The organism is Luteibacter sp. NPDC104163, assembly GCF_055584245.1.
This window is the reverse complement of record NZ_JBVJMK010000003.1, coordinates 319,784-341,393: the sequence shown is the minus strand read 5'-3', so window position 1 is coordinate 341,393 and position 21,610 is coordinate 319,784. Positions and strand designations below refer to the sequence as shown.

Genomic DNA, 21,610 nt, shown 5'->3' with positions numbered 1-21,610 from the left:
CGCCGCTAATTCGCGGTCAGAAGGACATGTAAGTCAATGAATGCTCAACATTTCGGGGAGCCGATCACCGGCAAGACCGTCAGCGCGCGGGTTTCTCCCGCCGGCGGCCTCGATATCCTTTCCCGTAACGAGGTTGCGCGCCTGCGCGACGCCAGCGGGTCGGGCCTGCACCAGCTCCTGCGCCGTTGCGCGCTGGCGGTGCTGACCTCGGGCAACCTTTCCGACGATCCGGGCTCGATGTTCGAGCAGTACCCGGATTTCGACATCCAGGTGCTGCAGGAAGACCGCGGCATCAAGATCGAACTCAAGAACGCGCCGGAGCAGGCCTTCGTCGATGGCCGCATCATCCGCGGTATCAACGAACTGCTCGTCGCGGTCGTGCGCGATATCGTCTATGTGTCGACCCAGCTGGAAGCCGGTGCGTTCGACCTGGACGACACCGTCGGTATCACCCACAGCGTGTTCGAGATCCTGCGCAACTCGCGCATCCTGCGCCCGCAGGTCGATCCGAACCTGGTGGTGTGCTGGGGTGGCCACTCGATCTCGCGCGATGAGTACGAGTACACCAAGCGCGTCGGCTACCAGCTCGGCCTGCGCAGCATGGACATCTGCACGGGTTGCGGCCCGGGTGCGATGAAGGGCCCGATGAAGGGCGCGACCATCGCCCACGCCAAGCAGCGCCGCAAGGGCAACCGCTACATCGGCGTGACCGAGCCGGGCATCATCGCGGCCGAGTCGCCCAACCCGATCGTGAACAACCTGGTGATCATGCCGGACATCGAGAAGCGCCTCGAGGCGTTCGTCCGTCTCGGCCACGGCATCATCGTGTTCCCGGGTGGCGTCGGCACGGCGGAAGAAATCCTGTACATGCTCGGCATCCTGCTGCTGCCGAAGAACAAGGGCATTCCGTTCCCGCTGATTTTCACCGGCCCGCGCAATTCGGCGCCGTACTTCGAGCAGATCGACCGGTTCCTGCGCCTGTGCCTGGGCGATTCCGTCGCCGAGCACTACAAGATCATCATCGATGATCCGGCCGCCGTGGCCCATGCGATGGTTTCGGGCATCGACAAGGTGCGCAACCACCGCCTGGACAACAAGGACGCGTTCTTCTTCAACTGGGCGCTCGATATCCCGCTGCCGTTCCAGCAGCCGTTCCCGCCGACGCATGCGGCCATGTCGGGCCTCGCCCTGCACCGTGACCGCCCGCGGCACGAGCTGGCGGCCGACCTGCGCCGTGCGTTCTCGGGCATCGTCGCCGGCAACGTCAAGCCGGAGGGCGTCCGCGCCATCGCGGAGCACGGCCCGTTCGTGATCGACGGCGAGCCGGAGATCATGCGCGCGCTGGACGACCTGCTGAAGGCCTTCGTGGAGCAGCACCGCATGAAGCTCCCGGGCGGCACCGCCTACGAGCCGTGCTACGTGGTCCGGACCTGACCGACCGGGCAGGGCGGCACCACGCCGCCCTGCCATTCGCTGAACGTGACTTCGGCGCCCCCTGCGGGCGTCACGGGCTCTAGACGGGGCGGCGGGCGACGATGCGTCCACCTCACCACCGGAGACGCCCATGCTCGTCACCATCCTGCTTATCGTGCTTATCCTCGCCCTTATCGGCGGCCTGCCGACCTGGGGTTATTCGCGTTCCTGGGGTTATGGCCCAAGCGGCGGTATCGGCGTCATCCTCGCCATCATCCTGGCCTGCTGGCTGCTCGGCGTCTTCTGACGCAGCACTCACGCTGCCGCGCATCCTTCAGTAGCATGGTGGGATGCGCGGCGCCCCGGGTGGCGACGCGAGGAGGACCCCATGCCCCGACCCCATCGCCCCGTCCCTGATACGGATCTGCCGCACCCAGGCACCTCGCCGCCGCCGTACGACCATGAGCCCGTGGAACGCCCGGGCCCCGAACCCGATACCGACGGCGAAACCCCGGAACCCTGATGCCACCACGACGCAAGCCCTGGCCGGGTGACATCCTGCCGCGCACTTTTTTCCAGCGAGATGCCCGGGAAGTCGGGCCCCAGTTGCTCAACAAGGTCCTCGCCAGCGCGGATGGTCGGGCAGGGCGCATCGTGGAAGTCGAGGCGTATGTCGGCGCGATCGATCCTGCGGCGCACACCTTCCGCGGCAAAACCAAGCGCAACGCGGTGATGTTCGGCCCGGCCGGGCATATGTATGTGTACTTCACCTACGGCATGCACTGGTGCTGCAACACCGTGTGCGGCGAAGAGGGTGAGGGGAATGGCGTGTTGATTCGCGCGCTCGAGCCGATCGCCGGGCTCGAGTTGATGCGGGCGGCGCGACCGAAGACGCGCCGTGACAAGGAGCTTTGCAGTGGCCCGGCGCGATTGACCCAGGCGCTGGGGATCACCGGCGAGCAGAACGGCATCGACCTGGTGCGTGCGCGCGATGGTTATACCGTGCTGGACGATGGCATGCCGCCGCCGGAGAACGTGCCCGGTTCGGCGCGTATCGGCATTCGCGAAGGCACCGATTTGTTGTGGCGTTGGTACGTGGCGGGTAATCCGAACGTTTCAAAGCCGTGAGGTGGGGTTCTTATCGGAACGTGGGATGTTCCGAAATGAAGACCTTGAGGGCATCATCCAGCCGGGTTTGCCATCCTCGTCCGCCGGCCTTGAAGTGCTGAACAACTTCAGGGGAAAGGCGGACGGTCGTCGCGACTTTCGTGGGCATCTTTTGCGGCCCGCGCCTGCGTACACCAAGAAGGTTCTGAAGATCGTCGGGGAGTACTTCGGCTGCAGGTCGGAAAGAAGCGAGTTCCTTTTCCGTGAGGTTAGCGCGCAGCTCGCCATCGCGCGTCGTCAGGGGCTTATCGGGTTTCATAGTGGCGCACCTCGCGCGCGTTGGCCTTACGGAAACTGATCACACGGATGCCGCCAGGGCAACGGGTGAATACAACGACATGCAGACGGTGGCCGAGCATCCCGAGCGCGATGAATCGATCTTCGCCATAGTCCTTGCGTTCGTCGCGCCGGACGAGTGCGGTTGAGAAATCGAAGTGAGCGACCTCATCAAACGAAAGTCCACGCTCTTCGATATTCCGGCCCTGTTTGGCTTGGTCATACCAGATTTCCATCAGCTTATCGTATGTACGATAAGGAAGCACTTATGTCCGTGCAGGCCGTGAGCGCTTGTGCGGTTACGCCGGCATGTCCGTCGGCTGAATGCACGACTATCGTGACGTTCGGCAACTTGTAGTTGATGACGGCAGGGCGCTAGGCTCGACATCGAACTGACAAGGAGATTCGCATGAAGCGTGTCATCACCGCCGTCCTGCTCGCAGCCCTGGCCCTTCCGGCCGTCGCCTCGGACACGTGGCGCGTCAACTCGCAGGTGGTCAGCACGGGTGACAGTGAAGGGCGCCTGCGCCAGGTCGCCGGGAAGCCCGATCGCGAGACGCCGATCGAAACCTCGCGTGGCGGCTTGCGGGGTTACCGCCTCGAGTACTTCCAGCCGAAGAAGACCGTGCAGGTCGAAATCATCAATGGCTTGGTGAGCACCATTACGCAGATCGAGAACTAACCCCCATTGCAGGGCCCCGCGGCCCTGCCGCATGATCGCGTCACCTTCAGGGGAGGGTTTCTCGATGTTCGCAGTGATGTGGCTGGGCCTTGCGCTCGGCGGCAGTGTGCAGGGAAAGGCGGGTGTCGCGGATGAGGCAACGCAAGGGTTGCTACGCCGCGCACAGTACGAGAACGTGCAGATATCGCCGGATGGCGCGCTGCTGGCGATAGCCCATCGTGACCATGACGGCACGCTCGTCACGGTCGTTGACCGGGCCACGCTCAAGCCGGTGCGGCAGGTGGACCCTGGCGAGCGCGCCGAAGTGCAGGTGCTGAACTGGCTGGGATCGGAGCAACTGCTGATTTCGGCAAGCAAGGTGACTGGCGATTACGCGCAGCCCATCGTCGAGCCGCAGCTCTACCTGCTGGATATCCACGAAAACCATCCCAAGCTGCTGGCGAGCAACTTCGCTGGCACGATCGAGGGCGACGACAAGCATGTGCTCGTGGAGCGCTGCAAGACGGTCGACGGTAAGTGCCACGTCGAACTGGTCAAGCTCGATATCACCCACCTCACGGGCAATGGCGATTCGGTGGCCGTGTCGCCGATAGCCGGCGGTTCCGACTTCGTGACCGACCACGCCGGCCAGCCGCGCTTCGCCTACGGCACCAATGAGGATGACGAGGAGCAGCTCTATGTGCGCCGGGGCGAGGGCGCGTGGGAGAAGATCAACGATGGCAAGGACAGCCACCTCTACGTCCTGCCGGTAGGTATCAGCCGGGACAACCGTTATGGATACCTGATCAGTGAGCAGGCCCACGGCACCAACGTGCTCGAGCGTTACGACCTCGTCGATGGCTCACGCAAGGTGATGCTCAGCGATCCGAACTCCGACCCGCTCTCGATCGTCCTCAGCATGGACCAGATGGAGCCGATCGGGGCGACCTTTGGTCCGGGGCGTCCGCATCAACGCTTCTTCGATCCGGCGCAGGCCGACAGCCGCTGGCGGATGTCACTGAATGCCGCGTTTCCGGACGGTCTTGCGACCGTGGTCAGTGCCAGTGCCGATGGCAACCTGCTGGTGATCCGCACGATCAGCGACCGTGATCCCGGCTCGTTTTACCTGTTCGACAAGGCGGCGCACCACGCGCAGCTGCTGTTCCATCGTAAGCCCTGGATCGATCCGGAAAAGCAGGCATCCACCAGCGAGTTCAGCTTCAAGGCGCGGGATGGCCTGGCGCTGACGGGCTTTTTCACCTTGCCTCTTTCGGCGAGTACGCCGCCACCGCTTGTCGTCATGGTGCATGGTGGCCCGTACTACGTTCGCGATGATTGGGATTTCGATCGGGACACCCAGATCCTGGCGCAGCACGGGTACGCCGTACTCCGGGTGAATTTCCGGGGCTCCACGGGTTTCGGCCTCGACTTCCAGCAGCGCGGCTACCGCCAGTGGGGTGGCACGATGCAGGACGACGTGACAGACGCGACGCACTGGGCGATCGATAACAAGCTGGTCGACGCCGGGCGTATCTGCATCTACGGCGGAAGTTATGGCGGGTATGCCGCGCTCATGGGCGCGGCCAGGGAGCCCACGTTGTACCGCTGCGCCATCGGCGAGGCCGGCGTTTACGATGTCGGCAAGATGTATTCGTGGGGCGACATCCATCGCAGCAACTACGGCGATAACTACCTGCACCGCGTCATCGGCACCGACAAGGCGGAACTCACCAGCCGCTCGCCGGCACGCATGGCATCCGCGATCACGATCCCGGTGATGCTTGTCCATGGCACGCTGGATGGGCGTGTGCCCGTGCAGCACGCGCGGGCGATGCGCGATGCCCTGACCAAGGCTGGGCATCCGCCGGTTTACCTCGAATATCCCTATGAGGGGCATGGCATCGCAGGCCCTGCGCACGCGGAGGATTATTACGCCCGCATGCTGGACTTCCTGGATGCGAATATCGGCGCTGGGGCCTCGCCGCGTACCGTCGCGTCGCCCTGAATGACGCAAAAGAAAAGGGCTTGCATTGCTGCAAGCCCTTTTCAAATCTGGCGCCCGAAGTTGGACTCGAACCAACGACCCCCTGATTAACAGTCAAGTGCTCTAACCGGCTGAGCTATTCGGGCGGGGAGCCACGTATTTTGTGTATGTTGCGGGGGGCTGTCAAGCGTTCTTAACGAATGTCTTCACGAGAGGCCGCGCACGCCTCGGCTTTGGGCGCCTCCGGCGGCTCCGCGTGGATCCGGCCGACGCTGGAAATCAGCACGGAACGCGCCGTGGCTGGCCGTTTGCGGACGCATAAGGTGATCGTGTCGTTGGAGCCGGGTGCTCGCCCGGCCTCGTCGAAAATAATCCGGCGCCGGGCCATGGAGGAGGCGCTCGCGAGACGTCGGGGCAGGGCCTCGTGTGCCGAGATGACGCGAGTGCCGTGCACGATGATCCAGCCGTGGTGCCAGAGCGCTGTCGGGCCGCAGTGGTGGCCGTCCCGGCTGGGGCATATCGCGACGCCGCCGCCTCGCGTGATGGCGGCCCTGCGCGCTGTGTCCATGTCGTCGAGCAGCGTTCCGGCCGCCTGCCTCAGTTGCGCCTCAGCCAGGAGGTTGCCGAGGGCGGGCAGGGCGACGGCGGCTGCCACGCCCAGGGCCAGGAGGACGGCGGCCAGTTCGACGAGGGTGAAGGCGCTGGCATGACGGGGACTGGCGTGGCGGGGCATATCAGGGGCCTGGATGGGTCGCTGAGCTTGGCCGGGGCGGTCTCCAGGGTCTGTAGGCGGACGGCCTCACGCCCTGTAGGCGCCGCGCCTTTAAACTCAACGCTTTCGCCTGCATATTTCCGGCCATGACTGACCGTTTCCAGCTCGTCTCGCCGTACCAGCCCTCCGGCGACCAGCCCGAGGCCATTCGCCGCCTTACCGATGGTTTTGAAGCCGGCCTCGCGGCCCAGACCCTGCTTGGCGTTACTGGCTCGGGCAAGACCTTCACCATCGCCAACGTCATCGAGAAGGTGCAGAAGCCGACCATCGTGCTGGCACCGAACAAGACGCTGGCGGCGCAGCTCTACGGCGAGTTCAAGGAGTTCTTCCCGAATAACGCCGTGGAGTACTTCGTCAGCTACTACGACTACTACCAGCCCGAGGCCTATGTGGTCGCGTCGGATACCTTCATCGAGAAGGATTCGAGCATCAACGATCACATCGAGCAGATGCGGCTGGCGGCGACCAAGGCGCTGCTTTCGCGCAAGGACGCCCTGATCGTGGCCACCGTCTCGGCGATTTACGGCCTGGGTGATCCGGAGGATTACATGAGCCTCCGCCTGATTCTCTCGCGTGGCGATCACGTGGATCAGCGCGCCCTCATCCGTCAGCTCACCGAGCTGCAGTACACCCGTAACGAGATGGAACTCCGCCGCGGTTCGTATCGCGTGCGCGGCGAGGTGATCGACGTGTTTCCGGCCGAATCGGAAGCCGAGGCCCTGCGGATCGAGCTGTTCGATGGCGATGTCGAAAACCTCTCCCTGTTCGATCCGTTGACGGGCGAAGTGCTGCGCAAGGTGCCGCGCTATACGGTTTACCCGAAGACCCATTACGCCACGACGCGCCAGAGCGTCCTGAACGCGATGGAGACGATCAAGGTGGAGCTTTCCGAACGGCTTGAGCAGCTCTACAAGGACAACAAGCTGGTGGAGGCGCAGCGCCTCGAGCAGCGCACGCGTTTCGACCTGGAAATGATGGCCGAGGTGGGCTTTTGCCAGGGTATCGAGAACTATTCGCGGCACATGACCCGCCGCGGCCCGGGCGAACCGCCGCCGACGCTGTTCGATTACCTGCCGCCGGATGCCCTGATGGTGGTCGACGAGTCGCACGTGACCGTGCCGCAGTTGGGCGCCATGTACAAGGGCGACCGCTCGCGCAAGGAGACGCTGGTGGAGTTCGGCTTCCGCCTGCCTTCGGCGATGGACAACCGTCCGCTGAAATTTGAGGAGTGGGAGCGCCGTGCGCCGCGCGCCATCTATGTGTCCGCGACGCCTGCGAAATACGAGCTGGAGCATTCCGACGACAATATCGTCGAGTTGGTGGTGCGTCCGACCGGCCTGATCGATCCTGAAGTGGAGGTGCGCCCGGTGCGCACGCAGGTCGACGATCTGCTCGGCGAGATTCGCAAGCGCATTGAGATGGGCGATCGCGTGCTGGTCACCACCCTGACCAAGCGCATGGCTGAAAATCTGACGGACTACCTCTCCGAACACGACGTCAAGGTGCGTTACCTGCACTCGGATATCGAGACCGTGGAGCGCACGGAGATTATTCGCGACCTTCGTCTGGGTGAGTTCGATGTGCTGGTCGGCATCAACCTGCTGCGCGAGGGCCTGGATATGCCCGAGGTGTCGCTGGTGGCGGTGCTCGACGCGGACAAGGAGGGCTTCCTCCGTTCGAACCGTTCGCTTATCCAGACCATCGGCCGCGCCGCCCGTAATGTGCGGGGTAAGGCCATTCTTTATGCGGACGAGATTACCCGTTCGATGAAAGAAGCCATGGACGAGACGGCGCGCCGTCGCGAGAAGCAGATCGAGTACAACGCCGCAAACGGGATTACCCCGAAGACCGTGGTTCGTCGCATCGCCGATATCATGGAAGGTGCGCGTGCCGATGTCGGTGCCCGTGGCAAGGGCAAGAAGGGCAAGGACGCGAAGAAGGTGGCCGAGGTGGCCGCCGACTACAGCGCCCTCAACCCCGAGCAGGCGGGCTCCATGATCAAGAAGCTCGAAGCGCGCATGTACAAGCATGCCCAGAACCTGGAGTTCGAGGAGGCCGGCAAGGTCCGCGACGAGATCCACCGCCTGCGGGAACGGGCGCTGCGTTGATGGGCAGGCGGGCGGGGGGATCCTTTTTTCCTCGCCCCTCTTGCGTCCCTCCCCGGGCATCGGTAAACTGCGCAGCTCTTCGGGCGGTTAGCTCAGCGGTAGAGCACTACCTTGACATGGTAGGGGTCACAAGTTCGATCCTTGTACCGCCCACCACTTTCCTCAGTAGGGGAGTGGCATGAAGAGAACGACTAAGGAGCCCTCAGGCTCCTTTTTTCTTGCCTTCCGGCACGGTTCAACCCTCAGGCCACGCTGATGACCGAACCCGAGCGCCTCGCCAAACGTATCGCCGCGCTGGTGCCGTGTTCGCGGCGCGAAGCCGAGATGTACATCGAGGGTGGCTGGGTCCGCGTCGATGGCGTGGTCGTCGAGCAGCCGCAGTTCAAGGTGCGCGACGAGCGCATCGAGATCGATCCGGCAGCCAGGCTCACGCCGCCTGAGCCGGCATCCATGGTGCTGCACAAGCCGGCTGGCATGGGCGTGGAGGAGGCCAGGGCGCTGATCCGGGTCGAGAACCACATCGCCGACGATCCCGCGGGCGTCCGCGTGCTGCATCGCCACTTCGCTCGCCTGGAGTCCGCGCTCCCCTTGCCGGACATGGCCAGTGGCCTGCTCGTCTTCACCCAGGACTGGCGCGTGAAGCGTCGCCTGCAGGAGGACATCGAGCGCATCGAGCAGGAGATCGTGGTCGAGGTCGAGGGCAAGCTATCGCCGAGTGGCCTAGCCATGCTCAACCATGGGCTGGTGTTCGATCACTACGCGCTCCCGCCGATCAAGGTCAGCTGGCAGAACGAACGGCACCTGCGCTTTGCGCTTAAACGTATCTCTCCCGAGACGGTCGTGCGGATGTGCGATGCCGTCGGGTTGAAGGTGCTGGGGATGAAGCGGCTGCGCGTTGGCCGGATCCCGATGGGTCGGCTCGAGCCGGGGCAGTGGCGCTACCTGGCGACCACGGATCGCTTCTGATCGCGGTCAGCGCCGGTTGAGTGGCGTGTAGGCCTTTTCCTACGCGTCCTGTTGAGCGTCAGCGTCTGTCACGTATTCGTTCCAGCGGGGATCCTTGTCGTCCACCCCACAGGAGCAAAGCCATGCCTGACTGGTCTCTCTCTGCCGCCGACTGGACGGCCATGCAGGAGCGCATGGCGCGCTCCGACGCGCGGTTCGATGCCTTCCTCGGGCGCTTCGATGAGCACGTCCGCCGTACGAACCAAAGCTTCCAGCGTATCGATGCCCGTTTCGAACGCCTCGAAGCTCGTGTCGGCGATCTCGAGCAGTCCATCAGTGTCGTTCGTCGCGATGTAAAGGATGTCGACAAGCGGCTGCGTGCCGTCGAATGCGATATCCAGGACCTCATCGGCTACCGTCACCGGCTGTGGGGCATGATCACCGCTATCGCGGCGCTTGGGGGCACCCTCGGCTTCGCCGGGGCCCAGGCGCTGTTCCGGGTCATGCGCCTCCCATGAGGCTCACTGCCGCAGGCCGGGGAGCCGCCTGCCGGGCTACACTCTGGCCTTTCCTAGGGAGTGCCGCCCATGGCTTACCTGCTGACCAAATCCCTGCACATCGTGTTCGTCATCGCCTGGATGGCCACGGTGTTCTACCTCCCGCGCATCCTCGTCAACATCAAGGAAGCCGAGGGCGAGCCGCCGGCCGTGAAGGCACGGCTCGAGCTGATGGGGCGCCGGCTGTACAAGTTCGGCCACAGCATGTTCGGCATGGCCTTTATCTTCGGGCTCGTATTGTGGCTGTACTTCGGCATCACGGGCGGCTGGCTGCATGCGAAGCTCTTCCTTGTCGCCTGCATGCTCGCGTACTTCATCTGGGCGGGGCGGGCCCTGAAGCGCAGCATCGCTGGCGGCGCGCTGCCGTCGTCGAAGGCGCTGCGTATCGGCAACGAACTGCCGGTGCTGGTCCTGCTGGCCATCGTCTACCTCGTGGTCGCCAAGCCGTTCTGAGGTCTCGTGGCATGAGACCTGCGTCGGTCATCATCGGTCACATCCACCATTCCGCCGACGGAGCTGGCGCTTGAGCGATTCCCATCCGATCGAGCCGGGCCTCATGGTCCTGCACGGCAACCGCCTCGAAGACCTGCGCGACATCCTCGTCGGGTGGCTCCGCCAGGCCCCCCTGCGGCCGCTCGAGGATGAGCGCGTGCTCGTCCAGTCCAACGGTATCGCGCAGTGGTTCAGGCTGGCGCTGGCGCGTGCGGAGGCCGATGGCGGGCTCGGTATCGCGGCCTCGGTTCACGTCGAGCTGCCCGGCCGGTTCCTCTGGGATGCCTACCGCGCGGTCCTTGGTCGTGATGCCGTTCCGCCCGAGTCACCGTTCGACAAATCCCGCCTTATCTGGCGCCTGATGCGGTTGCTGCCCGCCCTTGCTGGCGAGCCCGCGTTCGAACCCCTTGCCGCTTTCCTCGGCGACGGTGGCGATGCGCGTAAGTGTCACCAACTGGCGGAGCGCCTGGCCGATCTCTACGACGGTTACCAGGTGTATCGCGCCGACTGGCTTGATGACTGGGCGGCTGGCCGCGATGTCATGCGCGATGCCCGCGGTGGCTCGCCGGCCATGCTCGATAGCGACCGCTGGCAGGCCGCCTTGTGGCGCCGCCTGCTGGAGGATGTGGGCCCCGGGGAAGCGCATGGCCACCGCGCGGCTGTGCACGCCAGGTTCCTCCATGCCGCCGCGACGGCGACGGAGCGCCCGCGTGCGTTGGCCCGGCGCATCGTGGTCTTCGGCATGTCCTCGCTGCCGCGCCAGACGCTTGAAGCGCTATCGGCGCTTTCGCGGTGGTCGCAGGTCGTTCTCGTGGTGTTGAATCCGTGCCGGCATTACTGGGCGGACATCGTCGACGACCGCGAATTGCTCCGGGCCGAACGTCGGCGACAGCAGCTGAAGCCAGGCATGCCCGCGCTACCGGACGAAGGCGATCTGCATCTCTACGCCAATCCCTTGCTCGCGGCATGGGGCAAGCAGGGGCGCGATTACATCCGCATGCTCGATGAATTCGATCACCCGGAGACGTATCGCCAGCGCTTCACCGCCTGGGACGAACGCATCGATTTCTTCGAGGATCCGCCGGCGACGACGCTGCTTGGCCAGGTGCAGGCGGCCATCCTCGACCTTGAGCCGCTGCCCGACCAGCCAGCGGCAGTCGCCGTGTCGGACCAATCCATCGCGTTCCACGTCGCGCACGGCCCACAGCGTGAGGTGGAGATCCTGCACGACCAGCTGCTGGCGCGGTTCGAGGCGTCGACCCTCACGGGTGACCCCATGCTCCCGCGCGACGTGATCGTGATGGTGCCCGACATCGATACCTATGCGCCGCACATCGATGCCGTGTTCGGCCGCGTGCCGCGCGACGATCCACGCTACGTGCCTTACAGCATCGCCGACCGCGCCTCGCGCGGTACGGTGCCGATGGTGATGGCGCTGGACATGCTGATGGGCATGACCGAGTCGCGCTTCGGTGCGGGCGACATGGCCGATCTCCTCGACGTGCCTGCGCTACGCGAACGCTTCGGACTTGGCGACGATGATCTGCCGCTGCTCCATCGCTGGGTGGAGGGTGCGGGCGTGCGCTGGGGCCTCGATGCCGAGCAGCGCGCTTCCCTTGGCCTGCCCGCGCTCGAGCAGAACACCTGGCTGTTCGGCCTGCGGCGCATGCTGCTCGGCTATGCGGTGGGGCAGGGCGACGCATGGGGTGATATCGAACCCTACGGCGAAGTGGGCGGTCTCGATGCGCAGCTCGTCGGCCCGCTGGCTGACCTTGTCGAACGGCTGGGCGCGCACTGGCGGGCCATGGCGACCCCCGCGCCCGCCGCGGAGTGGGGCTTGCGCCTGCGCGCGTTGTTGCGTGATTTCTTCAAGACCACGGACCCCGATGACGCCATGCGTGAGCAGCGCCTGCTCGATGCGCTGGACGCCTGGGAGCGTGCGTGCGCGGAGGCCGGCTTCGACGAGCCGGTGCCGGTGGATGTCGTTCGTGAAGCCTGGTTGGGCCAGATTGACGATGGCGGCCTGTCCAAGCGGTTCCTCGCTGGCGCCGTGAGCTTCGGAACCCTGATGCCGATGCGTGCGATTCCGTTCCGCCTCGTCTGCCTGCTCGGCATGAACGATGGCGAGTACCCGCGCGCGCGGCCGCCCATGGATTTCGATCTCATGGCCCGTGCTGGCGCATGGCGCCCGGGCGACCGCTCGCGTCGCGAGGATGACCGCTACCTGTTCCTTGAGGCGCTCCTCTCGGCGCGCGATGCGTTGCATATCGGATGGGTGGGTCGCAGTGCGCGCGACAACGCCGAACGCGCGCCCTCCGTGCTCGTCGGCCAGCTGCGCGACTACCTCGCTGCCGCGTGGAAGGACGCAGGGGAAGGTGAACTGCTACACAGGCTCACGGTGGAGCATCCGTTGCAGCCGTTCAGCCCGGCGTACTTTCGCGCGGGCGATTCCCGACTGTTTACGTATGCCAATGAATGGCGCCATGTACACGGTGGCGGCATGGAGACGGCAGGGGACATGATCCCGGTTTGGTCGGCTGAGCGGCCGATTGGCCTGGCAACCCTACGCCGTTTCCTGCGTCATCCCGTGCGCGAGTTCTTCCAGGCGCGCCTCGGTGTTCGCTTCGAGGTGCCCGACGTCGCCAGCGAGGTGCTCGAGCCGTTTGCGCTGAATGGGCTCGATCGCTACACGATGACCGACATGGTCCTGCGTACCGCTTTGCGTGAGGAACAGGCGTCCGGTGTCGCCATTGCCGAAGCGACTGCGCGTCTTCAACGCAGTGGCAAGCTACCGATGGGTGGGTTTGCCACGCCGGTGAGGCGCGAACTCGAGGAGGGCGCCGCGGCCGTCTACGGCCGCTACGTCGCCGAACGTCGCCGCTGGCCGGTCGAGGCGGGCAAGTTCGAGGTTAGGGTCGAGAGCGACGGCGTCGTTATCGAAGACTGGCTGGCCGGGCTCCGTGCTAACGAGGCAGGTGCCCTCGCCGCGTTGCTGGTCTCGCCGTCGGGGGTGCTCGATGCAGAGGGGCGGCCGCTGATCCATCGCGTCGTCATGCCGTGGGTCGATCACCTCGTGGCGCAGGCTGCCGGTCATCCGGTCGAGACCCGCTACATCGGCCCGGATGGCACGATCGTGATGGCACCCATGGATGCGGAGGACGCGCTCAATGCCCTCGGCACGCTTGTGCACGCATGGCGCGAGGATATGTCGCGGCCTTTGCCGATTGCGATGAAGGCCGCGATCGCCTGGATCACGGCGGGTGATGACGATGCGGGCGAGGCAGCGGCGCGGCGCGCCTATTCACCGGCCGATGAATTCAGCCGGGGCGAAGTCGATGGCGATGCCTATCTCGCGCGCGCGTGGCCCGATTTCGACGCGATGCTGGCCGCCGGGTTCGCGCACCATCTGCAGCCGTACCGCGATCTTTGCGCCGCGTTGAGAGTGGAGCAGGCATGAGCTTCGCTATCGAACCGTTGCGTCCGCTTGAACTCCCGCTGCATGGTGTCCGCCTGATCGAGGCAAGCGCCGGCACGGGCAAGACCTGGACCATTGCCGCCCTATATGTGCGGGCCGTGCTTGGCCATGGCCTGCCGCAACCCCTGTTGCCGCCGCAGATCCTGGTCGTCACGTTCACCGAGGCGGCGACGCAGGAGTTGCGCGAGCGTATCCGTGCCCGCCTGGTCGAGGCCGCCACCGCGTTCCGCGCGGGCGGATCCAACGAACCTTTGCTGGGCGAACTGATCGCAACCTTCGCGCCGGAACAGCTGGCAGGATGCGCCCGCCGCCTCGAGCTCGCCGCACAATGGATGGACGAGGCCGCCATCTTCACCATCCACGGCTGGAGCCAGCGCATGCTCACGCAGCATGCATTCGGCAGCGGGCATGCCTTCGCCCAGACGCTGGAGCCCGATGAAAGCGAGCTGCTGGCGGAATGCGTTCGCGACTACTGGCGGCAGACGTTTTACCCGCTCGATGAGGCTTTGCTGAAGTCGATCCAGGCTGAGTGGCGGACGCCGGATGATCTGCTGCGTTCGCTCAAGCCGATCCTCGGAGGTGGCGAGGCCACACTTCGCGTCGATGGTGCGGTGCTTGGCGTAGGCGAAGGCCTCCAGGCCGTGCTGGCCGAGCGTCGCGCGTGGGATGAGGAAGACAGCCAGCGGATGGCTGAAGCCGCCCGCTCCTGGCGTGACGATGCCGAGGCCATCAGCCGCGCGTTGATCGACGCCGTGGCCGGCAAGGTGCTGCACAACGGCTGGTACAAGCCGGAGCGCATGCCGGCGGACATGGCGGCGATGCAGCGCTGGGCCGCATCGGGGGAGCCCGGCGGATTCGATATCGCGCGTTATTCATCGACCCGCCTGGGCAAGGCGACTGGCAAGGGCAAGTCGCGTCCTGAGCACCCGGCCTATGCCGTGCTGGAACACTGGGCCGAGTGGCAGGCGAACCGCGTGGCGGTTCGACATGTGATCCTCGCCGATGCCGTGGAGCGCGTTCGCACCCGCTTCGCCGACCAGAAGCGTCGCCGTGCGCAGATCGGGTTCGACGATCTCCTGCTCAGGCTCGATCGCGCGCTCGCCACCGAGGCGGGCGCCGACCTGGCCGCGACCATCCGCCGCCAGTATCCGCTGGCACTCATCGACGAGTTCCAGGACACCGACCCGCTTCAGTACCGCATCTTCCGCACGGTCTACGCGGCAGAGCCTGAGGTCGGGCTGCTGCTGATCGGCGATCCCAAGCAGGCGATCTACGCGTTTCGCGGCGCGGATATCCATACCTACCTGACCGCGAGAGCCGAGGCGTTGGCGCCGCACTACAGCCTTGATACGAACTTCCGCTCCACCCAGGGCATGGTCGACGCGGTCAACGCGCTGTTCTCGCATGGTGAGCGCCATCCGTCAGGCGCGTTCCACTTCGATGATCGCGGCTTGCCGTTCGCTCCCGTCCTCGCGCGCGGTCGCGGTGAGCGATTCACCCGTCATGGCGCAGCGCAGCCAGCGCTTCACTTGTGGTTGCTCGACGACGAGCAGCCCGTGGGTGTCCGCTTCTACCGCAAGGAGATGGCCGCGGCCTGCGCCAGCGAGATCGTCCGCCTGCTCGACGAGGCGTCGCGCAACGATTCGGGTTTCCAACAGGGGGATGGCGAATGGCGTTCGCTGCGCCCCGCCGATATCGCCGTGCTCGTGCGCAGCCATGCCGAGGCATCCGAGGTGCGGGCCGCGCTCGGTGAGCGTCGTGTCCGCAGCGTGTTCCTTTCGGATCGCGATTCGGTGTGGGAGAGCGTCGAGGCCGGCGACCTCCTGTTCTGGCTTCGCGCCGTGGCCGAGCCTTCGTCGGATACCGCGATGCGCGCGGCGTTGGCGACGCGCACCCTGCACCTGGGGTTCGGTGAACTCGAGCGGCTGAACACCGAGGAGTTGCATTGGGAAGCGCGCGGCCGGGAATTCATGGCGCTACGCGACACATGGCGCCATGCCGGCGTGCTGGCCATGCTGCACCGGCTGTTGCACGTCTTCGATCTGCCTGCGCGGCTGCTTTCCATCGAGCACGGTGAGCGCGCACTCACCAACGTGCTGCACCTCGCCGAGCTGCTTCAGCAGGCGGCGGCGACGCTCGATGGGGAGCAGGCGCTGATCCGCTATCTCTCCGAACGCATCACGGATACGGCCAGCCACCACGGCGATGACCAGATCGTGCGGCTGGAGAGTGACGACGATCTCGTGAAGGTCGTCACCATCCATAAGTCGAAGGGTCTCGAATATCCGCTGGTGTTCCTGCCGTTCGTGTGCGCAAGCGGCAAGGCCCGCTCCGGGCAAGGCTATCGCTACCACGATGGCGAAGGTGTTTCGCTCGAGCTGCTGAGCGAGAAGCAGGGCGGGCAGGCGGTTACCGAGGCGAAGGAAGCTGCCGAGCGGGCCGCGCTGCAGGAAGACCTGCGCCTGCTGTACGTCGCGCTGACGCGTGCGCGCCACGCATGCTGGCTTGGCATCGCCCCGGTGGCCGCCGGGAATGCGAAGAAACCGCAGGTGCATCGCAGCGCCTTCGGCCACCTGCTCACGGGCGGCGTGGAAATCGACAACGGTGCGATCGCCGGTCTGCTCCAGGGGTTGGCCCGGGCCGCGCCGTCGATCGCCGTGGAATACATGCCCGCACCGGATGATCGCCGCTACGAGCCGCCGTCGCGTGACGACCGCCTGCTGCCGCCGCGCGAGCCCCGCCTGGCCCGTATCGAGCCATGGCGCATCGGCAGCTACAGCGGCTTGCGTTACGACGAGACGGAAGCCGAGATGGCGGCACCGGAAACCGCGGCGGACGACGTCATCGTCGAGTACGTCACGGAGCCGGTGGCGACGGTCGCCGATCCCGGCAGCATCCATGCCTTCCACCGCGGTGCGGAGGCCGGCACGTTCCTGCATGACCTGCTCGAGTGGATTGCGGAAGAGGGGTTTGCCGCCATCGCGAACGATCCGGCACGCCTGCGCGATACGGTGGCGCGACGTTGTGAGCGTCGCGGCTGGGAGGGGGCGATCGACCTGCTCACCGACTGGCTGCTGGTCCTGCTGCGCACGCCCATGGCTTTGCCGGATGGCAAGGTCGTGGCGCTCGGCGCACTGGATGACCCCACGCGGTATCGCGCCGAACTCGAGTTCCTGTTCGAGGCGCGCCACGTCGACACCCTCGCGCTGGACCGCATCGTGCGCCAGCACACGCTGGACGGCGCGGTACGTCCCGCGCTGGTCAGCGACAGCCTGAATGGCATGCTCAAGGGCTTCATCGATCTGATCATCGAGCACGAAGGACGCTGGTACGTCGCCGATTACAAATCGAACTGGCTTGGTGCCGACGAGCACGCGTACACCCCGGAGGCCATGCGGGCGTCGATTCTCGAATCGCGCTATGAGTTGCAGTACGCGCTGTACCTGCTCGCGTTGCACAGGCTCCTGCGAGCGCGCATGGGCGCTGCGTACGACTACGACACACATATCGGCGGAGCCGTCTATCTCTACCTTCGTGGCGTGGATGGCCGTGGCCACGGCGTGCATGTGGAGCGGCCTCCGCGCGCGATGATCGAAGCCATGGACAGCCTGTTCGAAGGAGTCGCCGCATGATCGCGGATATCCACGCCTGGCTGGACAGCGGTACGGAAGAGGGGCGGCTGAGGCCGATGGACCGGGCGTTTGCCCGCTTCCTCGCCACCCTGGACCCGCAGGTGGACAACCGCGTCCTCGCGGCCGCGGCACTTTTGAGTCGCGAGCTGGCCGAGGGCCACATCTGCCTGGACATCGATGCGCTCGTCGAGCGTGAGCCTGCGCTCGCGGATGCCGCCGCGTGGCTCGGGAAATCCCCCCTCGTCGCCGCGCCCACGGGAAATACGGCTGCGCCACTCGTGCTTGATGGCAGCCTTTTCTACCTGCGGCGCTTCTGGCGCGACGAGGCGCGCGTGGCCGCGGCGATCGTCGCGCGGCTGGCGCCGTTGCCGGACCCGAAGGGGCTGGCAACGGAACTCGATCGCCTGTTCCCCGCTGGCGACGACGGCATCGACTGGCAGAAGGTGGCCTGCGCCATCGCCGCGCGCAGCTCATTTGCCGTTATCACCGGCGGCCCCGGCACGGGCAAGACGACCACCGTGGTGCGCCTGCTCGGGCTGCTGCAAACCCTGGCGGCTTCCGCCGGCGAGCCGCGCCTGCGCATCCGCCTGGCGGCGCCCACCGGCAAGGCCGCCGCGCGCCTTAATGCATCCATCGCTACCCAGGTGGCGCAGCTCGACGTGGACGCCGGCGTGCGTGAAGGTATTCCGGCGGAGGTTACGACCCTGCACCGCCTGCTGGGCAGTCGCCCGGACACCCGTGCATTCCATCACAACGCGGACAATCCGCTGCACGTCGACGTCCTGGTGATCGATGAGGCGTCGATGATCGACCTCGAGATGATGGCCGCGACGCTCGACGCCTTGCCGGACGGTGCCCGCCTCATCCTTCTCGGCGACAAGGATCAGCTTTCGTCGGTGGAGGCAGGGGCCGTGCTGGGTGACCTGTGCGCGCGCGCCGAGCCTGGCCATTACAGCGGGGACACCGTGGCGTGGCTTCGTGACACCACGGGGGCTGACCTGCAGGCGTGGAGCGATCCGGCGGGCGCGTGGCCGCTCGACCAGCGCGTCACCATGCTGCGGCGGAGTCGCCGATTTGGCAGCGAAAGCGGTATCGGTGCGCTCGCAGGCGCCATCAACCACGGCGACGCAACGGGGGTGAATCGCGCCTTCGACGGTGGATTCAACGATATCCACCGGCTCCCGGCCTCGCCTGCGGGCGTCGCGACGCTCGCGATCGAAGGTCGCGACGATGCGCCGGGCTACCGCCACTACCTTGAATGGGTCGCGCGCAACCGTCCATCAGCGGACGCGGATGAGGCGGCCTTCGCGCTATGGGGCCGCGGTGCGCTGGCCGCGCATGGCCGCTTCCAGCTTCTTTGCGCCACGCGCCGCGGCGATCTTGGCGTGGAGGGGCAGAACGAACGTATCGCCCAGGGGCTGCTCGATCGCGGTCTGATCAGGACCACCGCTGGCTGGTACGAAGGTCGTCCGGTCATCGTGGCCCGCAACGATTACGCGGTGGGCCTCATGAATGGCGACATCGGCATCACCCTCGCCATGCCGGACGGGCAGGGCGGCACGATGTTGCGCGTCGCATTCCTGGTCACGGACGGGGCAGGGGGTGAGCGGGTTCGCTTCGTCACGCCCAGTCGCCTCACGGCCGTCGAGACCGTGTACGCCATGACCGTGCACAAGTCGCAGGGCTCCGAGTTCGAGCACACGGCGCTGGCGTTGCCGCCGGAGCCCTCGCCGGTACTCACCCGCGAGCTGGTCTATACCGGCGTGACCCGTGCGCGCCGGCATTTCACCCTGCTCGCCGCGCCGGACATCCTGGCGTATGCCGTTGGCAGGAAGACGCGGCGGGCGTCCGGGCTCCTGGGGCGGTTGAGGTAATCCCATCGCGCGCAAGCGCGCTCCCACAGGGGTGCCGCTGCCCAGGCTTCCTCTAGGAGCGCATCGCGCAAGCGCGCTCCACGGGCTTGCGGCGCCGGCTTTCCCGTGGGAGCGCGCTTGCGCGCGATAGCCCCATTTGACACATGGCGCCGCAGGACTTAGCTTTCCCGTAGTAACCCCAACGAAAAGGTGGCCCGCGGTAACGCCGGCCGAGTGTGCGACATGCGGACTACGCGCTTCTCAACCTGAGCCCCCGCCACGTCTTCGTTGATACCCGAAGGGCGCCTGGCGCCCTTTTTGTTTGCCCGGAAATTCGCTCCCATGATCCAGATCACGCTACCCGACGGCAGCCAGCGGCCGTTCGACCACCCCGTTTCCGTGCAGGATGTCGCCGCCTCGATCGGCGCCGGCCTCGCCAAGGCCACCCTGGCCGGCAAGGTCGATGGCAAGCTCGTCGACTCCAGCTTCAGCATCGACCACGACGCGAAGCTCGAGATCATCACCGAGAAGAGCCCCGAGGCCCTCGACATCCTCCGCCACTCCACGGCCCACCTGCTGGGCCAGGCCGTGCAGCGCCTGTTCCCGGGCGCCCAGGTGACGATCGGACCGGTGGTCGACAACGGCTTCTATTACGACTTCGCCTACGCGCGCCCGTTTACCCCGGATGACCTCGGCGCCATCCAGGAAGAAATGGAGAAGATCGTCAAGGAACAGATCCCGGTGACGCGCTCGGTGAAGAGCCGCGACGAGGCGATCACGTTCTTCCGTGGCCTGGGCGAGGAGTACAAGGCGCAGATCATCGAGAGCATCCCGGCGAACGAAGAGCTTTCGCTCTACACCCAGGGTGAGTTCACCGACCTCTGCCGCGGCCCGCACGTGTCCAACACGGGCAAGCTGCGCGCGTTCAAGCTCATGAAGGTGGCTGGCGCCTACTGGCGCGGCGATTCCAACAACGAGATGCTGACCCGCATCTACGGCACCTCGTGGCTGAACGACAAGGACCTCAAGGCCTACCTGCACCAGCTGGAAGAGGCCGAAAAGCGCGACCACCGCCGCATCGGCAAGCAGCTCGATCTCTTCCACATGCAGGAAGAAGCGCCGGGCATGATCTTCTGGCACCCGAAGGGCTGGGCCATCTGGCAGGCCGTGGAGCAGTACGTCCGCGGTGTGTACAAGAAGAGCGGTTACCAGGAGGTCCGTGGCCCGCAGATCATGGACGTGAGCCTGTGGAAGAAGTCCGGCCACTGGGACAACTACCACGAGAACATGTTCTTCACCGAGTCGGAAAAGCGCACCTATGCGCTGAAGCCGATGAACTGCCCCGGCCACATCCAGATTTTCAACACCAACCTGCACAGCTATCGCGACCTGCCGATCCGTTACGGCGAGTTCGGTGGCTGCCACCGCAATGAGCCCTCGGGCGCGCTGCACGGCATCATGCGCGTGCGTGCCTTCACCCAGGACGATGGCCACATCTTCTGCACGCCCGGCCAGATCGAGGCCGAGGTGGCCGCGTTCCACGCCCAGGCCATGCAGGTCTATGCCGATTTCGGTTTCGACAACATCGCCATGAAGATCGCCCTGCGCCCGGAAAAGCGCATCGGTGCCGATGAGGTGTGGGATCGTGCCGAGGATGCGCTGCGCAAGGCGCTTTCGGCCGCGGGCGTCGAGTGGGAGGAGCTGCCGGGCGAGGGCGCCTTCTACGGCCCGAAGATCGAGTACCACATGAAGGACTCGATTGGCCGCGCCTGGCAGGTCGGCACCATGCAGGTCGATTTCATGATGCCCGAGCGCCTGGGCGCCGAGTACGTGGACGAAAACAGCCAGCGCCAGCACCCGGTCATGCTCCACCGCGCCATCGTGGGCTCCATGGAGCGCTTCATCGGCATCCTGATCGAGCACCACGCGGGCTTGCTTCCGACCTGGCTTGCCCCCATCCAGGCGGTGGCGTTCAGCATTACCGACGCCCAGGCCGATTATGTCCAAGACGTGGCGCAAGCCCTTGTCGGACAAGGTTTCAGGGTGAACTCCGATTTGCGCAACGAAAAGGTCGGATATAAAATCCGCGAGCACACGCTACAGAAGGTCCCTTATCTCATCGTGGTCGGTGATCGCGAGAAGGAAACGGGTACCATTTCCGTACGTACCCGCGGCGGCGAGGACCTGGGCACCATGACCGTGGCCCAGTTCGCCGAACGTTTGGAGGCCGAGACCCGCCGCTAAGGCGCGGGTCCGGCATTTAGATCAATCTTCT

General features: G+C 65.7%; 17 protein-coding genes and 2 tRNA genes. 15 read left to right on the top strand and 4 right to left on the bottom strand.

Features of this window, described 5'->3' with window-relative positions; all coding sequences use genetic code 11:
* The first annotated feature begins 36 nt into the window (after positions 1-36).
* From ppnN to ACZ6YI_RS06410, 4 genes are all read left to right on the top strand, one after another.
* Positions 37-1,434 (top strand): nucleotide 5'-monophosphate nucleosidase PpnN, encoded by a 1,398-nt coding sequence (gene ppnN / locus ACZ6YI_RS06425; RefSeq protein ID WP_465777912.1) that lies wholly within the window; start codon positions 37-39, stop codon positions 1,432-1,434.
* Between the two features lie 130 nt (positions 1,435-1,564).
* On the top strand, positions 1,565-1,720 hold the full coding sequence (locus tag ACZ6YI_RS06420) for a DUF3309 family protein (protein WP_465777911.1): 156 nt from the start codon (positions 1,565-1,567) through the stop codon (positions 1,718-1,720).
* Between the two features lie 81 nt (positions 1,721-1,801).
* The gene (locus ACZ6YI_RS06415; RefSeq protein WP_440325620.1) at positions 1,802-1,936 is read left to right on the top strand and encodes a hypothetical protein; all 135 of its coding nucleotides are present in this window, start codon (positions 1,802-1,804) and stop codon (positions 1,934-1,936) included.
* Positions 1,936-2,541, top strand: coding sequence for a DNA-3-methyladenine glycosylase (locus tag ACZ6YI_RS06410; protein ID WP_465777910.1), 606 nt, complete (start codon positions 1,936-1,938; stop codon positions 2,539-2,541). The genes ACZ6YI_RS06415 and ACZ6YI_RS06410 overlap by 1 nt, the downstream gene beginning before the upstream one ends.
* A 10-nt stretch (positions 2,542-2,551) precedes the next feature.
* Here ACZ6YI_RS06410 and ACZ6YI_RS06405 read toward each other — a convergent pair whose 3' ends face one another.
* Together ACZ6YI_RS06405 and ACZ6YI_RS06400 are read right to left on the bottom strand one after the other, a co-directional pair.
* Positions 2,552-2,839 (bottom strand): BrnA antitoxin family protein, encoded by a 288-nt coding sequence (locus tag ACZ6YI_RS06405; protein WP_465777909.1) that lies wholly within the window; start codon positions 2,837-2,839, stop codon positions 2,552-2,554.
* Entirely contained in the window at positions 2,826-3,092 is a 267-nt protein-coding gene (locus tag ACZ6YI_RS06400) for a BrnT family toxin (protein ID WP_440325626.1), read from the bottom strand. The genes ACZ6YI_RS06405 and ACZ6YI_RS06400 overlap by 14 nt, the downstream gene beginning before the upstream one ends.
* A 173-nt stretch (positions 3,093-3,265) precedes the next feature.
* On the opposite strand from ACZ6YI_RS06400, the gene ACZ6YI_RS06395 reads away from it, so the two are divergent.
* Both ACZ6YI_RS06395 and ACZ6YI_RS06390 read left to right on the top strand, forming a co-directional pair.
* Entirely contained in the window at positions 3,266-3,538 is a 273-nt protein-coding gene (locus ACZ6YI_RS06395) for a DUF2845 domain-containing protein (RefSeq protein ID WP_465777908.1), read from the top strand.
* A 64-nt stretch (positions 3,539-3,602) separates the two neighbouring features.
* The gene (locus tag ACZ6YI_RS06390; RefSeq protein WP_465777907.1) at positions 3,603-5,522 is read left to right on the top strand and encodes an alpha/beta hydrolase family protein; all 1,920 of its coding nucleotides are present in this window, start codon (positions 3,603-3,605) and stop codon (positions 5,520-5,522) included.
* Between the two features lie 48 nt (positions 5,523-5,570).
* Here ACZ6YI_RS06390 and ACZ6YI_RS06385 read toward each other — a convergent pair.
* Positions 5,571-5,647, bottom strand: a tRNA-Asn gene (locus tag ACZ6YI_RS06385).
* A gap of 47 nt (positions 5,648-5,694) precedes the next feature.
* Complete coding sequence (locus ACZ6YI_RS06380) at positions 5,695-6,234, bottom strand: GspH/FimT family protein (protein ID WP_465777906.1); 540 nt, start codon at positions 6,232-6,234, stop codon at positions 5,695-5,697.
* A 125-nt stretch (positions 6,235-6,359) separates the two neighbouring features.
* On the opposite strand from ACZ6YI_RS06380, the gene uvrB reads away from it, so the two are divergent.
* The 9 genes from uvrB (at position 6,360) to thrS (ending at position 21,579) form a co-directional block, all read left to right on the top strand.
* Positions 6,360-8,381, top strand: a complete 2,022-nt coding sequence (uvrB, locus tag ACZ6YI_RS06375; RefSeq protein ID WP_440325631.1) for an excinuclease ABC subunit UvrB — start codon at positions 6,360-6,362, stop codon at positions 8,379-8,381.
* An 81-nt stretch (positions 8,382-8,462) separates the two neighbouring features.
* Positions 8,463-8,537, top strand: a tRNA-Val gene (locus ACZ6YI_RS06370).
* A 99-nt stretch (positions 8,538-8,636) separates the two neighbouring features.
* Positions 8,637-9,347 carry an rRNA pseudouridine synthase gene (locus ACZ6YI_RS06365; protein WP_465777905.1) on the top strand — a complete coding sequence of 237 codons (711 nt, stop codon included), beginning with the start codon at positions 8,637-8,639 and terminating at the stop codon, positions 9,345-9,347.
* A 122-nt stretch (positions 9,348-9,469) separates the two neighbouring features.
* Entirely contained in the window at positions 9,470-9,844 is a 375-nt protein-coding gene (locus tag ACZ6YI_RS06360) for a hypothetical protein (protein WP_465777904.1), read from the top strand.
* Between the two features lie 69 nt (positions 9,845-9,913).
* Positions 9,914-10,336 carry a CopD family protein gene (locus ACZ6YI_RS06355; RefSeq protein WP_465777903.1) on the top strand — a complete coding sequence of 141 codons (423 nt, stop codon included), beginning with the start codon at positions 9,914-9,916 and terminating at the stop codon, positions 10,334-10,336.
* 70 nt (positions 10,337-10,406) lie between these two features.
* Positions 10,407-13,832 (top strand): exodeoxyribonuclease V subunit gamma, encoded by a 3,426-nt coding sequence (recC, locus tag ACZ6YI_RS06350; protein ID WP_465777902.1) that lies wholly within the window; start codon positions 10,407-10,409, stop codon positions 13,830-13,832.
* The gene (gene recB, locus ACZ6YI_RS06345; RefSeq protein WP_465777901.1) at positions 13,829-17,482 is read left to right on the top strand and encodes an exodeoxyribonuclease V subunit beta; all 3,654 of its coding nucleotides are present in this window, start codon (positions 13,829-13,831) and stop codon (positions 17,480-17,482) included. Before recC ends, recB begins: the two co-directional genes overlap by 4 nt.
* Positions 17,479-19,356, top strand: a complete 1,878-nt coding sequence (recD, locus tag ACZ6YI_RS06340) for an exodeoxyribonuclease V subunit alpha (RefSeq protein ID WP_465777900.1) — start codon at positions 17,479-17,481, stop codon at positions 19,354-19,356. Before recB ends, recD begins: the two co-directional genes overlap by 4 nt.
* 321 nt (positions 19,357-19,677) lie before the next feature.
* Positions 19,678-21,579, top strand: a complete 1,902-nt coding sequence (thrS, locus tag ACZ6YI_RS06335) for a threonine--tRNA ligase (RefSeq protein ID WP_465777899.1) — start codon at positions 19,678-19,680, stop codon at positions 21,577-21,579.
* Positions 21,580-21,610 lie beyond the last annotated feature (31 nt).